A 14,933-nucleotide genomic window follows, 5' to 3' on the forward strand; every position below is an offset into this window, starting at 1 on the left:
GGACGGGATCACACGGAATTACAGGGTGTACGCGGATGTGTGCCCGTGCCCGGGAAGCCCGGCGATCAGAACCCGAAAGGGGGTACTTCGGTGGATGGTGGCGTGTCGGGCGGCGGTGCGGCCGGCTCCGGTGGTGTCCGGGGCCGGCCGCGTGCCGTGGGTCAGCCTGCCTGGGTTCCGCGGACGCGCAGGGCGCGGGCGAGGTCGTCGAGGTGGTCGGCGAGCCTGCGGCGCAGTGCCGGGGCGGGGTCGGCGTCGTCCAGGCACGCCTCGCCGAGCCGCAGGGTGTCGGGGTCGACGGCGTGCGCGGGGAACGCGTGGCGGCCGGCGGCGTCGGCGATGGCGGGGCCGCGGCGGGCCGCGACGGCGGGCGCGTCCTGGAAGTACCGGTCGACGTACGGCCGTACCAGGTCGGCCTGTTCGGGCTGCCAGAAGCCCTGGGCGGTGGCGGTGAACAGGTAGTTGGACAGGTCGTCGGAGCCGAACATGGCGTCCCAGGCGCGGGCCTTGGCGTCCTCGTGGGGCAGGGCGGCCCGGCAGCGTGCGGCGCCTTCCTGGCCGGTGGCGCTGGGGTCGCGGTCGAGTTCGGCGGCGATGGCGTCCTCGTCGACGGCGCCGAGCACGGCGAGGCGGGCGAGGATGCGCCAGCGCAGTTCGGGGTCGAGTTCGGGTCCGCCGGGGACGGTGCCGTCGGCGAGCCAGGCGGCGATGGTGTCGGGGTGCGCGGCGACGTCGATGAAGTGGCGTACGGCGATCAGTCGCAGGCCGGGGTTGTCGCCGTCCTCGGTGCGGCGGATGACGTCCCGACACAGCGAGGTGAGGGCGGTCAGGGCGGCCGGCCGCTCCTCCGGCCGCAGATACCGGTCGGCGATGTGCCCGGCCGCGAAGGCGAGGACGCCCTGCGCCAGGGCGAGGTCGGTCTCCTCGGGCAGGTGGGCGCCGGCGGTGGCCAGGTAGTCGGTAGGGGCCAGTTCGCCGTCGCGGACCATGTCGCGCAGGCTGTTCCAGACGATGGCGCGGGTGAGCGCGTCGGGGATGCCGGACAGGCCGCGGAGGACGGTCTCCAGGGAGGTCTCGTCGAGACGGATCTTGGCATAGGTCAGGTCGAGGTCGTTGGGGACGACCAGGGCCGGGCGGGTGCCGGGGCGGGGGGCCGGTTCGACGAGGGGCACGTCGGTCTCGTACCGCTCGCGCAGGGTGAGGGTGCGTCCGTCGCTGAGATCCCGGTCGTACACGCCGACGGTCACCCGGTGGGGGCGGCTCCCGGCACGGTCCAGGGCGAGGGTCCACTGGCCGGGGACGGCGTCGACGGAGGCGCTGAGGGTGTCGACGCCGGTGGTGCGCAGCCAGGCGTCGGCCCAGGCGTGGACGTCGCGTTCGGTGGCGGAGGCGAGGGAGTCGATGAAGTCGGCGAGGGCGGCGTTGCCGAACTTGTGCCGGGCGAAGTGGGTGTTGATGCCGGCGAGGAAGTCCTTCTCGCCGAGCCAGGCGACGAGTTGGCGGAGCGCGGAGGCGCCCTTGGCGTAGGAGATGCCGTCGAAGTTGAGCAGGGCGGAGGCGGTGTCGTCGACGTTCTCGGGGGCGACGGGGTGGGTGGTGGGCCGCTGGTCGGCGTCGTAGCCCCAGGCCTTGCGGGCGACGCCGAAGTCGGTCCAGGTGTCGGTGAAGCGGGTGGCCTCGCCGCAGATCTGGTAGCCCATGTACTCGGCGAAGGACTCGTTGAGCCAGATGTCGTCCCACCAGCGCAGGGTGACGAGGTCGCCGAACCACATGTGGGCCATCTCGTGGGCGATGACCATGGCGCGGGTCTGGCGTTCGGTGTCGGTGACGGCGGAACGGTAGACGAACTCGTCGCGGAAGGTGACGAGGCCGGGGTTCTCCATGGCGCCGGCGTTGAACTCGGGGACGAACGCCTGGTCGTAGGAGTCGAAGGGGTAGGGCTCCTCGAACTTCTCGTGGAAGCGGTCGAAACACTGCCGGGTGATCTCGAGGAGTTCGTCGGTGTCGGCGTCCAGGTAGGGGGCGAGGGAGCGGCGGCAGTGGATGCCGAAGGGCAGGCCGTGGTGTTCGGTGCGTACGGAGTGCCAGGGGCCGGCGGCGACGGCGACGAGGTAGGTGGAGATCAGGGGGGTGGTGGCGGCCTTCCAGCGGCCGTCGCCGGTGTGTTCGGTGATGCCGTTGGCGAGGACGGTCCAGCCTTCGGGGGCGGTGACGGTGAGGTCGAAGACGGCCTTGAGGTCGGGCTGGTCGAAGGCGGCGAAGACGCGCTGGACGTCGTCGAGGAACAGCTGGGTGTAGACGTAGGTCTCGCCGTCGCTGGGGTCGGTGAAGCGGTGCATGCCCTCGCCGGTGCGGGAGTAGCGCATGGCGGCGTCGACGCGCAGTTCGTGCTCGCCGGCGGTGAGGCCCTTCAGGGGGAGGCGGTTGCCGTCCAGGGCGTCCGGGTCGAGGGGGCTGCCGTCGAGGGTGACGGAGCGCAGTTCGGCGGGCTTCAGCTCGACGAAGGTGTCCGTGGTGCCCGTCTCGGCGCGGACGGTGAACCGGATGACGGTGCGGGAGTCGAAGGTCTCGTCGCCACGGGTCAGATCGAGGTCGATCGTGTAGTGGTGGACGTCGAGGAGTCGGGCACGGGTCTGCGCTTCGTCGCGCGTGAGTACGGACATGCAGGCCATGCTGCCTGATGCGGTGGGCGGGGCACAGGGGCGGACCGGTACGCGGGGTATGTCCGGTCCGCGCCGGGGCGGCCACCCGCCTGCGCGCGCCCCGGGCCGCTGCGCCGGTTGCGAGGCGTCCGGGGTGGGTGTGGGCCGGGGTGGGACGCGCGGCCCGGTGTCGCCGGGTGCCTCCCCGGAGGGGGAGGCACGACCGCCCGCGACCGGGTGCGGCGGCTCAGCCGGCCCCGTTGTCCGCGTCCTCCGCGATGCGTTCGTGGTGGTGGATGACCTCGGCGATGATGAAGTTCAGGAACTTCTCCGCGAACGCCGGGTCCAGCTTGGCGCTCTCGGCGAGGGCGCGCAGCCGGGCGATCTGCTGGGCCTCGCGGGCGGGGTCGGCGGGCGGCAGCTGGTGGCGGGCCTTGAGGTGGCCGACCTGCTGGGTGCACTTGAAGCGCTCGGCGAGCATGTGGACGACGGCCGCGTCGATGTTGTCGATGCTGTCCCGCAGCCGGGCCAGCTCCTCGCGGACGGCGTGGTCGGCGGTACCGGTACCGGTGTTGCTGGTGGTCATGGGCGATCACCCTACGGGCGACCCGCCGGCCGCCGCACACCGTCTCAGGCCGTGAGCGGCCCGGCGCCGGGACGCGGCTCGTACAGTGGAGTCAGGGTCAGGCGTCTTGGGGGTGCGGGCGTGGCGAACGGCGGACCGGTCGAGCACGGCTTTCCGCACCTGGAGACGGTGCGGGCCGCCGTCACGGCGCTGTACAGGCGCCTGTCGTACGGCACCGTCCAGACGTTCTCGGCCAGTGTGGCCCCGGCCGACGTGGCGTTCTGCGACACGGACGACCTGTACCTGGGGGCGCAGCGGGTGGCCCACGAGCTGGTGCGTCACTACCGTCTGCCGGACGCCCGGGTGATCGTCTCCTTCCGGGAGATGACGCATGCGGCCCATGTCGAGCTGGCGGCGGGCCCGGAGTACTTCGTGGAACTGAACGACCGCTTCCGTACCCATCGCCGGGACATCGGCGCGGCCCTCGCCCACGAGGTGATGCACGTGTACCTGCACCGCCTGGACCTGTCCTTCCCGGGGACGCGGGACAACGAGATCCTCACGGACACGGCGGCGGCGTACCTGGGTGCGGGGTGGCTGCTGCTGGACGCGTACCGGGAGGACGCGGTGTCGTCGCAGAAGCTGGGGTACCTGACGCCGGAGGAGTTCGGGTACGTGCTCGCGAAGCGGGCGCTGTTGTTCGGGGAGGACCCGGAGGTGTGGTTCACCAGTCCGCAGGCCTGCACGGCGTACGTCAAGGGCATGGCGCGGGCCCGCCGGGACGAGCAGCAGCCGCCGCTGACGGCGGCCGGGTGGGCGGGGCGCCGCCGTTACGCCCGGGACCGGCGGCACGCGCTGGATCCGCACGCCGCTCCCGTGACGGACGCCCCGTACTCCTTCCTGCCGGATGCGCGCGGGCCGCTGCGGGTGTCGTTCCCCTGCCCGACGTGCCACCAGCGGATCGGGGTGCCGGTGCGGGGGCGGGTGCGGGCGCGCTGCGGGTTGTGCCGGACGGTGCTGGAGTGCGACACGTAGGCGGACGCGGGGCGTCCGGTGCGGGCGCGGGGCGTCGGGTGCGGGCGCGGTCTCCCGCGCCGTGGTGGGACTGGTCGCGGCCGTGCGGACTCCCTCGGGTGCGGCGGCGGCCGGCTGCCGGGCGTGCGTCACGGCGGACCCCGCCTCTCAGCCCGTCCACAGTGTTTCGATATTTTGTTCGCCGCCGCCCCCACCGGCTCACCGTCCGCCCGTCCCGAGGAGCCGGCCGTGGATCCCGAATCCACCGTCACCACCTGCTACCGCCATCCCGCGGTCGAGTGTCGTGTCCGCTGCACCCGCTGCGACCGTTTCATCTGTCCCGACTGCATGCACGAGGCCGCGGTGGGCCACCACTGCCCGGAGTGCGTGAAGGAGGGCGCGCGGTCGGTCCGCCGGGCCCGGACGATCGCCGGCGGGCGGGTCTCGGCGACGCCCGTCGTGACCTGCGCCCTGATCGCGCTGAACGTCCTCGCGTACCTGGGTGAGCTGGTGCGGCCGGAGATCGTGGACCGGTTCTCGATGGTCGGCGCGCGCCTGGTCGGGCCGGACGGGGGCCACTACGTCTACCAGAGCGTGTTCCCCGGGGACTTCCGCGCCGAGGGTGTCGTCGCCGGCGAGTGGGAGCGGATGCTCACCAGCGCCTTCCTGCACCTGGAGCCCACCGAGGGCACGTTCGGCCTCCTGCACATCGTGCTGAACATGGCCGGCCTGTGGCAGCTGGGCCGGGTGGTGGAGCCGGTGCTCGGCCGGATCCGGTACGCCGTCCTGTACGTGCTGGCGGCGCTCGGCGGTTCCGTCCTGGAGCTGCTCCTGTCCGACCCCGCCCGGTCGTCGGTCGGCGCGTCGGGCGCGATCTTCGGTCTCGGGGCCGCGTACTACGTCCTGGCGCGGCGGCTGGGCGCCGACATGGCGCCGGTCAACCGTTTCCTGGCGTTCCTGCTGCTGTGGCTGCTGGTCTCCGCCGGGCTGACCTCGTGGCAGGGCCATCTGGGCGGCCTGCTGGTGGGCGGGGCGGTGGCCGCGGCGTTCGCGTACGCGCCCCGTGACGGGCGCCGGACGCTGGTGCAGGCGGGTGCGTGCGCGGGCGTGGTGGTGCTGCTGGCGGTGTCGGCGGCGGTCAAGGTATCGGAAATGACAGGTGGAGGTATTCCCCAGTGAAACGTGCCGGTGTGCTGCTTCTCGCGGCCGTCCCCGTGATCGCCACGGGGGTGTACTTCCTCATGCCGACGGACTCGGCCGACGCCCCGGTCGCTCCGCCGGTGGCCGCCGCCCAGTCGGCCCGCGAGGACGCCAAGAGCCGGGCCGAGCAGGAGCGGGAGGCGGACGACGAGCTGATCGCCGACCTGCCGCCGGGGCTGGCCGCCCCGGCGAAGAAGGAGCTGGCGCAGCAGCTGGTGTCCAGCGCCGAGAACTCGACGACCGACTGGCGCAGCGCCTACGGCACCATCGAGGATCTCGGGCAGGGTGACGGCTACACCGCGGGGATCATCGGTTTCTGCACCGGCACCCACGATCTACTCGCCCTGGTCGAGCACTACACCGAGGACCACCCGGACAACGGTCTGGCGAAGTACCTGCCGGCCCTGCGCGAGGTCGACGGCACCGACTCCCACGAGGGCCTCGATCCCGGTTTCACGGCCGCCTGGGAGGCGGAGGCGAGGCTCCCCGCGTTCCGCAAGGCGCAGGAGGAGGAGCGCGACCGGGTCTACTTCCAGCCGTCGGTGCGCCTGGCCAAGCTGGACGGGCTCGGCACGCTGGGTCAGTTCGTCTACTTCGACGCGATGGTCTTCCACGGCCCCGACAGCGACGCGGACGGCTTCTACAGCCTGCGCGAGCGTGCGATGAAGAAGGCGAAGACGCCGGCCGACGGCGGGTCCGAGAAGGCCTACCTGGACGCGTTCCTCGACGTCCGGCGCGAGGCGATGCTGGCCAAGCGGCCGGACATCGACACCTCCCGCGTCGACACGGCCCAGCGCCGGTTCCTGAAGGCCGGGAACCTGGACCTGAGGACGCCGCTGGTGTGGGAGATGTACGGGGACACCTACAAGCTGCCCTGAGCATGCGACGGCGCCTGCCCATGGTCCGGTCGGGGACGGGGCAGGCGCCATCAGTGTTCCGCACGCCTTTGTGCGGGACGACTGTGAGGCTGTTCCGGCCGTCAGACCGCCAGTGCGCGGTCCGTCGGGCGGATCGGGGCCGGCAGGTCGCTGGCTCCGGTCAGGAAGCGGTCCGCGCCGCGTGCGGCGGAGCGGCCCTCGGCGATCGCCCAGACGATGAGCGACTGGCCGCGGCCGGCGTCACCGGCGACGAACACACCCGGCACATTGGTCTGGAAGTCGGCGTCCCGGGCGATGTTACCGCGTTCGTCGAGCTCCAGGCCGAACTGGTCGACCAGGCCGTTCTCCCGGTCGGTGCCGGTGAAGCCCATGGCGAGGGTGACCAACTGGGCGGGGATCTTGCGCTCGGTGCCCGGCTTCGGGGTCAGCCTGCCGTCGACGAACTCGACCTCGCTCATGTGCAGCCACTGGACGTTGCCGTCCTCGTCGCCCTCGAAGTGGGTGGTGGAGACGGAGTAGACCCGCTCGCCGCCCTCCTCGTGGGCGCTCGTCACCTTGTAGAGCATCGGGAAGGTCGGCCACGGCTGCGAGACCGGGTTCCGCTCCTCGCCCGGCCGGGGCATGATCTCCAGCTGGGTGACGGAGGCCGCGCCCTGGCGGTGGGCGGTGCCCACGCAGTCGGCGCCGGTGTCGCCGCCGCCGATGACGACGACGTGCTTGCCCTCGGCCGTGATCGGGGGCGTCACGAAGTCGCCCTCCTGGACCTTGTTGGCCAGCGGCAGGTACTCCATGGCCTGGTGGATGCCCTTGAGTTCCCGGCCGGGGACCGGCAGGTCGCGGGCGGTGGTGGCGCCGGCGGCGATGACGACGGCGTCGTAGCGCTTCTTCAGGTCGGTGGCCTTGAGGTCGCGGCCGATCTCGACGCCGGTGCGGAAGCGGGTGCCCTCCGCGCGCATCTGCTCGATGCGGCGGTTGATGTGCCGCTTCTCCATCTTGAACTCGGGGATGCCGTAGCGCAGCAGGCCGCCGATGCGGTCCGCGCGCTCGTAGACGGCGACGGTGTGGCCGGCCCGGGTGAGCTGCTGGGCGGCGGCCAGGCCCGCGGGGCCCGAGCCGATGACGGCGACGGTCTTGCCGGACAGGCGCTCGGGGATCTGCGGGGCGACGTCCCCGGTCTCCCACGCCTTGTCGATGATCGAGACCTCGACGTTCTTGATGGTGACCGGCGGCTGGTTGATGCCGAGCACGCACGCCGACTCGCACGGGGCCGGGCACAGGCGGCCGGTGAACTCCGGGAAGTTGTTGGTGGCGTGCAGGCGTTCCTGCGCCGCCGCCCAGTCCTCGCGGTAGGCGTAGTCGTTCCACTCGGGGATCAGGTTCCCGAGCGGGCAGCCGTTGTGGCAGAACGGGATGCCGCAGTCCATGCACCGGCTGGCCTGCTTGCTGATGATCGGCAGCAGGGAGCCGGGGACGTAGACCTCGTTCCAGTCCTTGACGCGTTCCTCGACGGGCCGGGTCTTGGCGACCTCGCGCCCGTGGTTCAGGAAGCCCTTGGGATCAGCCATTGGTCGCCGCCTCCATCATCTTCTCGGTGATCTCGGTCTCGGAGAGACCGGCTCGCTCGGCGGCGTCCTTGGCGGCGAGCACTGCCTTGTACGTACGGGGAATGATCTTGCTGAAGCGCTCCGCGGCGGCCGGCCAGTCGGCGAGCAGCTTCTGGGCGACCGTGGACCCGGTCTCCTCGGCGTGGCGGCGCACGACGTCGTGCAGCCACTCCTTGTCCGTGTCGTCCGGCGTCTCGACGGCGTCGAGGTTGCCGGCGTTGACGTTGTCCCGGTCGAGGTCGATCACGTAGGCGACGCCGCCGGACATGCCGGCCGCGAAGTTGCGCCCGGTCTCGCCGAGGACGACCGCGTGGCCGCCGGTCATGTACTCGCAGCCGTGGTCGCCGACGCCCTCGGAGACGACGAGCGCGCCGGAGTTGCGGACGCAGAAGCGCTCGCCGACCTTGCCGCGCAGGAACATCTCGCCGCCGGTGGCGCCGTAGCCGATGGTGTTGCCGGCGATGACGCTGTACTCGGCGAGGTGGTCGGCGCCCCGGTCGGGGCGGACGACGATCCGGCCGCCGGACAGGCCCTTGCCGACGTAGTCGTTGGCGTCGCCCTCCAGGCGCAGCGTGACGCCGCGGGGGACGAAGGCGCCGAAGGACTGGCCGGCGGAGCCGGTGAAGGTGATGTCGATGGTGTCGTCGGGCAGGCCCGCGCCGCCGAACTTCTTGGTCACCTCGTGGCCGAGCATGGTGCCGACCGTGCGGTTGATGTTGCGGATGGCGACCTGGGCGCGCACCGGTGCGGCGTCGGTGGCGTCCGTGGCGCCCAGCGCGTCCGAGGCGAGCTTGATCAGCTGGTTGTCGAGGGCCTTCTCCAGGCCGTGGTCCTGGCCGACGGCCCGGTGGCGCACGGCGCCCTCGGGCAGTTCGGGCACGTGGAAGAGCGGGGCCAGGTCGAGGCCCTGCGCCTTCCAGTGGTTCACGGCGCGGGTGACGTCGAGGGCCTCGGCGTGGCCGACGGCCTCCTCGATGGAGCGGAAGCCCAGCTCGGCGAGGATCTCGCGGACCTCTTCGGCGATGAACTTGAAGAAGTTCACGATGTACTCGGCCTTGCCGGAGAACCGCTCGCGCAGCACCGGGTTCTGGGTGGCGATGCCGACGGGGCAGGTGTCCAGGTGGCAGACGCGCATCATGACGCAGCCGGAGACGACGAGCGGCGCGGTCGCGAAACCGAACTCCTCGGCGCCGAGCAGTGCGGCGATGACGACGTCGCGGCCGGTCTTGAGCTGGCCGTCGGTCTGGACGACGATCCGGTCGCGCAGGCCGTTGAGCAGCAGGGTCTGCTGGGTCTCGGCGAGGCCGAGCTCCCAGGGGCCGCCCGCGTGCTTGAGCGAGGTGAGCGGGGAGGCGCCGGTGCCGCCGTCGTGGCCGGAGATCAGCACGACGTCCGCGTGCGCCTTCGACACACCGGCGGCGACCGTGCCGACGCCGACCTCGGAGACCAGCTTGACGTGAATGCGCGCCTGGGGGTTGGCGTTCTTCAGGTCGTGGATCAGCTGGGCGAGGTCCTCGATGGAGTAGATGTCGTGGTGCGGCGGCGGGGAGATGAGCCCCACGCCCGGCGTCGAGTGCCGGGTCTTCGCCACCCACGGGTAGACCTTGTGGCCGGGCAGCTGGCCGCCCTCGCCGGGCTTGGCGCCCTGGGCCATCTTGATCTGGATGTCGTCCGCGTTGACCAGGTACTCGCTGGTGACGCCGAAGCGGCCGGAGGCGACCTGCTTGATCGAGGAACGGCGGGCCGGGTCGTACAGGCGCTCCGGGTCCTCGCCGCCCTCACCGGTGTTGGACTTGCCGCCCAGCTGGTTCATGGCGATGGCGAGCGTCTCGTGCGCCTCCTGGGAGATGGAGCCGTACGACATGGCGCCGGTGGAGAAGCGCTTGACGATCTCGGAGACGGGCTCGACCTCGTCGACGGGGATCGGCTGCCGGTCGCTCTTGAAGCCGAACAGGCCGCGCAGCGTCATCAGCCGCTCGGACTGCTCGTTCACGCGGTCGGTGTACTTCTTGAAGATGTCGTACTTGCCCGAGCGGGTGGAGTGCTGGAGGCGGAAGACCGTCTCCGGGTCGAACAGGTGCGGCTCGCCCTCGCGGCGCCACTGGTACTCGCCGCCGATCTCCAGCGCCCGGTGCGCGGGCGCGATGCCGCTGGCCGGGTAGGCCTTGGCGTGGCGGGCGGCGACCTCCTGGGCGATCACGTCGATGCCGACGCCGCCGATCTTGGTGGCGGTGCCGTTGAAGTACTTCTCCACGAAGCCCTCGTCGAGGCCGACGGCCTCGAAGACCTGGGCACCGCGGTAGGAGGCGACGGTGGAGATGCCCATCTTGGACATGACCTTCAGGACACCCTTGCCGAGGGCGTAGATCAGGTTGCGGATGGCCTGCTCGGTCTCGATGCCGGGCAGGAAGGTGCCGGCGCGGACCAGGTCCTCGACGGACTCCATCGCCAGGTACGGGTTGACGGCGGCGGCACCGTAGCCGATGAGCAGCGCGACGTGGTGGACCTCGCGGACGTCACCGGCCTCGACCAGCAGGCCCACCTGGGTGCGCTGCTTGGTGCGGATGAGGTGGTGGTGGACGGCCGCGGTGAGCAGCAGCGACGGGATCGGGGCGTGCTCGGCGTCCGAGTGGCGGTCCGACAGGACGATCAGGCGGGCGCCGTTGCCGATGGCGGCGTCGGCCTCGGCGCAGATCTCCTCGATGCGCGCGGCCAGCGCGTCGCCGCCGCCGCTCACCCGGTACAGGCCGGAGAGGGTCGCGGCCTTGAAGCCGGGCATGTCGCCGTCGGCGTTGATGTGGATGAGCTTGGCCAGCTCGTCGTTGTCGATGACCGGGAAGGGCAGGGACACGCTGCGGCAGGAGGCGGCCGTCGGGTCCAGCAGGTTGCCCTGCGGGCCCAGCGAGCTGCGCAGGGAGGTGACCAGTTCCTCGCGGATCGCGTCCAGCGGCGGGTTGGTGACCTGCGCGAAGAGCTGGGTGAAGTAGTCGAAGAGCAGCCGGGGGCGCTCGGACAGCGCGGCGATCGGCGAGTCGGTGCCCATGGAGCCGATCGGCTCGGCGCCGGCCTTGGCCATCGGCGCGAGGATGACGCGCAGCTCCTCCTCGGTGTACCCGAAGGTCTGCTGGCGGCGGGTGACCGAGGCGTGGGTGTGCACGATGTGCTCGCGCTCGGGCAGGTCGGACAGCTCGATCTCGCCGGCCTCGAGCCACTCGGCGTACGGCTTCTCCGCCGCGAGGGCGGCCTTGATCTCGTCGTCCTCGATGATGCGGTGCTCGGCGGTGTCCACGAGGAACATCCGGCCGGGCTGGAGGCGGCCCTTGCGGACGACCTTCGCCGGGTCGATGTCGAGGACGCCGACCTCGGAGCCGAGGACGACGAGGCCGTCGTCGGTCACCCAGTAGCGGCCGGGGCGCAGACCGTTGCGGTCGAGGACGGCGCCGACCTGGGTGCCGTCGGTGAAGGTGACGCAGGCGGGACCGTCCCAGGGCTCCATCATCGTGGAGTGGAACTGGTAGAAGGCGCGCCGGGCCGGGTCCATGGAGTCGTGGTTCTCCCACGCCTCCGGGATCATCATCAGCACGGAGTGCGGCAGCGAGCGCCCGCCGAGGTGCAGCAGCTCCAGGACCTCGTCGAAGGAGGCGGAGTCGGAGGCGTCCGGCGTACAGATCGGGAAGAGCCGCTCCAGGTCCGAGGACGAGCCGTCGTGTCCGTGGTCGGCGGAGCCGAACAGGTCGGAGGCGAGCTGGGACTCGCGGGCGACCATCCAGTTGCGGTTGCCCTTGACCGTGTTGATCTCGCCGTTGTGCGCGACGAAGCGGTACGGGTGGGCGAGCGGCCACGACGGGAAGGTGTTCGTGGAGAAGCGGGAGTGCACGAGCGCGATCGCGGAGGCGAAGCGGCGGTCGGACAGGTCCGGGAAGAAGGGCTCCAGCTGGCCGGTGGTCAGCATGCCCTTGTAGACGATGGTCCGCGCGGACAGCGACGGGAAGTAGACGCCGACCTCGCGCTCGGCGCGCTTGCGCAGCGCGAAGGCACGGCGGTCGAGGGCGATGCCCTGCGAGGCGCCGTCGGTCACGAAGATCTGACGGAAGACCGGCATGGTCGAGCGGGCGGTGGCGCCGAGCATCTGCGGGGCGACCGGGACCTCGCGCCAGCCGAGGACGGTGAGGCCCTCCTCGGCGGCGATCGCCTCGATCCGCGTGGCGGCGTCCTCGGTCCCCTCGACCGGCAGGAAGGCGATGCCGACGGCGTACGCCCCGGCCTCGGGCAGGTCGAATCCGGCCACCTCGCGGAAGAAGGCGTCCGGCACCTGCGAGAGGATGCCCGCGCCGTCGCCCGAGTCGGGCTCGGAGCCGGTGGCACCGCGGTGCTCGAGGTTGCGCAGCACGGTGAGGGCCTGGTCGACCAGGGTGTGGGACGCCTCGCCCGTGAGGGTGGCGACGAAGCCGACGCCGCAGGCGTCGTGCTCGTTGCGGGGGTCGTACATACCCTGCGCAGCAGGGCGAGCATCCATGAAGGACCGGTTCTGGCCATTCGCGGAGTGCTGGGACGGCTGGCGCGGCGTACGCATCGGCTCTCCCGTCGTCGTCAGGTGGCATGGGGCAAGTGCCGAGGGACGACGTTGGCCCTCTGCGTGGGTGCAAAATTTGATGCAGGTTACATGATGGAACGATTCTCGTTAACCGGGATACTCCGTTCCACCATGCGGACATCGAAGGGTCTCGGCGGGGTACCGGATCCCGACGACAGAAGGGGGCGGGGGCCGTGACGAACAGATCGTTGCCCGTCGGCCCGGGGGCGGAGGGGGCGTCGCCGCCCTCTCCGCGCATGCGCGCCGGGCGTCGTTGCCCGCGGCGCTTACGGCTCATGCCCGATGGCCACACACTCGAAACCAGTGAGTAACGACTACTTATGCGGTCTGACGCATAAGTTCGAGCCAGGTCATCCTACGGCCGTTCCGAACAGGCTGCCCAGGGCGTACGTCACACCGGCCGCCGCGCCACCGAGCACGAGCTGGCGCAGTCCGCTGTACCACCAGCTGCGCGCCGTCACCTTGGCCACCACCGCACCGCACAGGAACAGGCCGGCCAGCGCCAGCAGCACGGCGGGCCACAGCGCACCGGCGCCGAGCAGGAAGGGCAGGACGGGCAGCAGGGCGCCCAGGGCGAACGAACCGAACGACGACACGGCCGCGACCAGCGGCGACGGCAGGTCGCCGGGGTCGATGCCCAGCTCCTCGCGGGCGTGTATCTCCAGGGCCTGCTCGGGGTCGCGGGACAGCTGCCGGGCGACCTCGCGGGCGAGGGCGGGCTCGACGCCCCGCGCCTCGTAGAGGGCGGCCAGCTCGGCCTCCTCGTCCTGCGGGTGCTTCCTCAGCTCCCGGCGCTCCACGTCCAGCTCGGCCTCGACGAGTTCGCGCTGCGAGGCGACGGAGGTGTACTCGCCGGCGGCCATGGAGAAGGCGCCGGCGGCGAGGCCGGCGAGGCCGCTGAGCACGATGGTCTGCTGGCCGGCCGCCCCGCCGGCGACGCCGGTCATCAGGGCGAGGTTGGAGACCAGGCCGTCCATGGCGCCGAAGACGGCGGGGCGCAGCCAGCCGCCGTTCACGTCGCGGTGCGTGTGGTTGTCGCGGTGCGCCTCGTGCAGCGACGCCTCGGTCTCGATGATGGCCACGGGTCCCCCAGCAGGTCTTTTTGGACGAGTTCTACTTTTCGACAACACCGAATGTACGCCGGTCATTTCCGCCTCGCCAGCAAGGAAAGGCTGTGCTTACCTGCGCTTTTGCCCTCCGGCGCTCATCCGTGATCTTGACTGCACATATGTCGACCGGGTGACGCTGGGCCGTGTGAGGCTGCGCGGCGAGCCGGACCGGGGACAGTTCCGCAAAGGGCTGTGCGCCTCTTCGGGCGCCGCCTGAGAGGAGAGGCCGCATGGCATCCACCGCCTGCATTCCCTCGGCCCCCGCCCCGGGGGACGCCGCCGGGCTCCGCGACCGGGCGCGCGGCGCGTTGCTCGGTCTGGCCGTCGGGGACGCCCTCGGGGCGCCGGCCGAGAACATGAAGCCCTCCGAGATCCGCGCCCGCTGGGGCCGCATCACGGGATACGTGACGGAGCGGCCGTCCGGCACGGACGACACGGAGTACGCGATCTTCTCGGGGCTGCTGCTGGCCCGGCACGGCTCCGCGCTCACCGCGGCCCACGTGGAGGCGGCCTGGCACGAGTGGATCGCGGACCGGGAGGAGGGCCCGTTCCGGGGCGCGGGCTTCAGCGAGCGCGGCACCCTGGAGAACCTGCGCCGGGGGCTGGCCGCCCCCATCTCCGCCCAGCACCGCCACGCCTGGAGCGACGGGCTGGCCATGCGGGCCGCGCCCCACGGCGTGTTCGCGGCCGGCCGTCCCGCCGAGGCGGCCCGGCTGGTGGCGGTGGACGGCTCGGTCAGCCACGACGGCGAGGGCATCTACGGCGGCCAGGCGGTGGCCGCGGGTGTCGCGGCGGCGATGACGGGGGCCCCGGCCGTCGCGGTCGTGGCCTCGGCCCTGGCCGCCGTCCCGGAGGACTCCTGGACGGCCCGCTGTCTGCGCCGCGCGATGACGGCGGCCCACCTCGGCGAACGCGCGGTCCGCTCCGCGGTGGTCATCGGCGGCTACCCCTGGACCGACCTCGCTCCCGAGGCGGTCGCCCTCGCCTTCGGCGCGTACGCGGCGGCCGACGGGGACTTCACGGACGCGGTGCTCACGGCCGTGAACATGGGCCGCGACGCCGACACCACGGCGGCGGTGGCCGGTGCCCTGGCCGGCGCGGGCCGGGGCGTCTCCGCCATCCCGGCCGAGTGGGCCTCGGCCATCGGCCCGGCCCACGGCACCTGCCTGCCGGCGATGGCCGGACACCACGTGCTGGAGATCGCGGACCTGCTGGTGCCGGACGGCCGCCCCCGGGGGGCGATACCGCCGGGCCGGGGACCGCGGACCACTGCGCCCGGGCGCCCGGCGGGCACGTGCGGCGCGACGCCGTACCCGTGCCGGACGCC

The 14,933-nt window shown here is 72.1% G+C and carries 9 protein-coding genes; 4 read left to right on the forward strand and 5 right to left on the reverse strand.

Annotation, left to right across the window (positions count from 1 at the left end):
- Positions 1–161 precede the first annotated feature (161 nt).
- Both pepN and JHAT_RS15475 read right to left on the reverse strand, forming a co-directional pair.
- Entirely contained in the window at positions 162–2,672 is a 2,511-nt protein-coding gene (gene pepN / locus JHAT_RS15470) for an aminopeptidase N (RefSeq protein WP_077798751.1), read from the reverse strand.
- Between the two features lie 217 nt (positions 2,673–2,889).
- Positions 2,890–3,228 carry a chorismate mutase gene (locus JHAT_RS15475; RefSeq protein ID WP_077798752.1) on the reverse strand — a complete coding sequence of 113 codons (339 nt, stop codon included), beginning with the start codon at positions 3,226–3,228 and terminating at the stop codon, positions 2,890–2,892.
- A 120-nt stretch (positions 3,229–3,348) separates the two neighbouring features.
- Here JHAT_RS15475 and JHAT_RS15480 point away from each other — a divergent pair, with 120 nt between their 5' ends.
- The 3 genes from JHAT_RS15480 to JHAT_RS15490 all read left to right on the forward strand — a co-directional run bounded on the left by JHAT_RS15480 (position 3,349) and on the right by JHAT_RS15490 (position 6,299).
- A complete protein-coding gene (locus JHAT_RS15480; RefSeq protein ID WP_077798753.1) occupies positions 3,349–4,242 on the forward strand; it encodes a hypothetical protein in 894 nt (297 codons plus the stop codon).
- A gap of 228 nt (positions 4,243–4,470) precedes the next feature.
- Entirely contained in the window at positions 4,471–5,400 is a 930-nt protein-coding gene (locus JHAT_RS15485; protein WP_077798754.1) for a rhomboid family intramembrane serine protease, read from the forward strand.
- Positions 5,397–6,299 carry a chitosanase gene (locus tag JHAT_RS15490; protein ID WP_077798755.1) on the forward strand — a complete coding sequence of 301 codons (903 nt, stop codon included), beginning with the start codon at positions 5,397–5,399 and terminating at the stop codon, positions 6,297–6,299. Before JHAT_RS15485 ends, JHAT_RS15490 begins: the two co-directional genes overlap by 4 nt.
- 101 nt (positions 6,300–6,400) lie before the next feature.
- Here the strand turns inward: JHAT_RS15490 and JHAT_RS15495 are convergent, their stop codons facing one another.
- The 3 genes from JHAT_RS15495 to JHAT_RS15505 form a co-directional block, all read right to left on the reverse strand.
- Positions 6,401–7,864 carry a glutamate synthase subunit beta gene (locus JHAT_RS15495; protein WP_077798756.1) on the reverse strand — a complete coding sequence of 488 codons (1,464 nt, stop codon included), beginning with the start codon at positions 7,862–7,864 and terminating at the stop codon, positions 6,401–6,403.
- Positions 7,857–12,476, reverse strand: a complete 4,620-nt coding sequence (gltB, locus tag JHAT_RS15500; RefSeq protein WP_171990903.1) for a glutamate synthase large subunit — start codon at positions 12,474–12,476, stop codon at positions 7,857–7,859. Before gltB ends, JHAT_RS15495 begins: the two co-directional genes overlap by 8 nt.
- A gap of 371 nt (positions 12,477–12,847) precedes the next feature.
- Positions 12,848–13,579, reverse strand: coding sequence for a VIT1/CCC1 transporter family protein (locus tag JHAT_RS15505; RefSeq protein ID WP_077798757.1), 732 nt, complete (start codon positions 13,577–13,579; stop codon positions 12,848–12,850).
- Between the two features lie 257 nt (positions 13,580–13,836).
- Here JHAT_RS15505 and JHAT_RS15510 point away from each other — a divergent pair.
- The coding region (locus JHAT_RS15510) for an ADP-ribosylglycohydrolase family protein (protein WP_253195502.1) at positions 13,837–14,933 on the forward strand (1,097 nt) is incomplete at its 3' end.

The organism is Streptomyces sp. JHA26 (genome assembly GCF_002005565.1).
In the GTDB taxonomy this organism is placed as follows: Bacteria; Actinomycetota; Actinomycetes; order Streptomycetales; family Streptomycetaceae; genus Streptomyces.

Excerpts from the sequence above, each read along its gene's own strand:
- pepN (WP_077798751.1), bottom strand. The coding sequence starts at position 2,672 with ATGGCCTGCATGTCCGTACTCACGCGCGACGAAGCGCAGACCCGTGCC.
- JHAT_RS15475 (WP_077798752.1), bottom strand. The coding sequence starts at position 3,228 with ATGACCACCAGCAACACCGGTACCGGTACCGCCGACCACGCCGTCCGC.
- JHAT_RS15495 (WP_077798756.1), bottom strand. The coding sequence starts at position 7,864 with ATGGCTGATCCCAAGGGCTTCCTGAACCACGGGCGCGAGGTCGCCAAG.
- gltB (WP_171990903.1), bottom strand. The coding sequence starts at position 12,476 with ATGCGTACGCCGCGCCAGCCGTCCCAGCACTCCGCGAATGGCCAGAAC.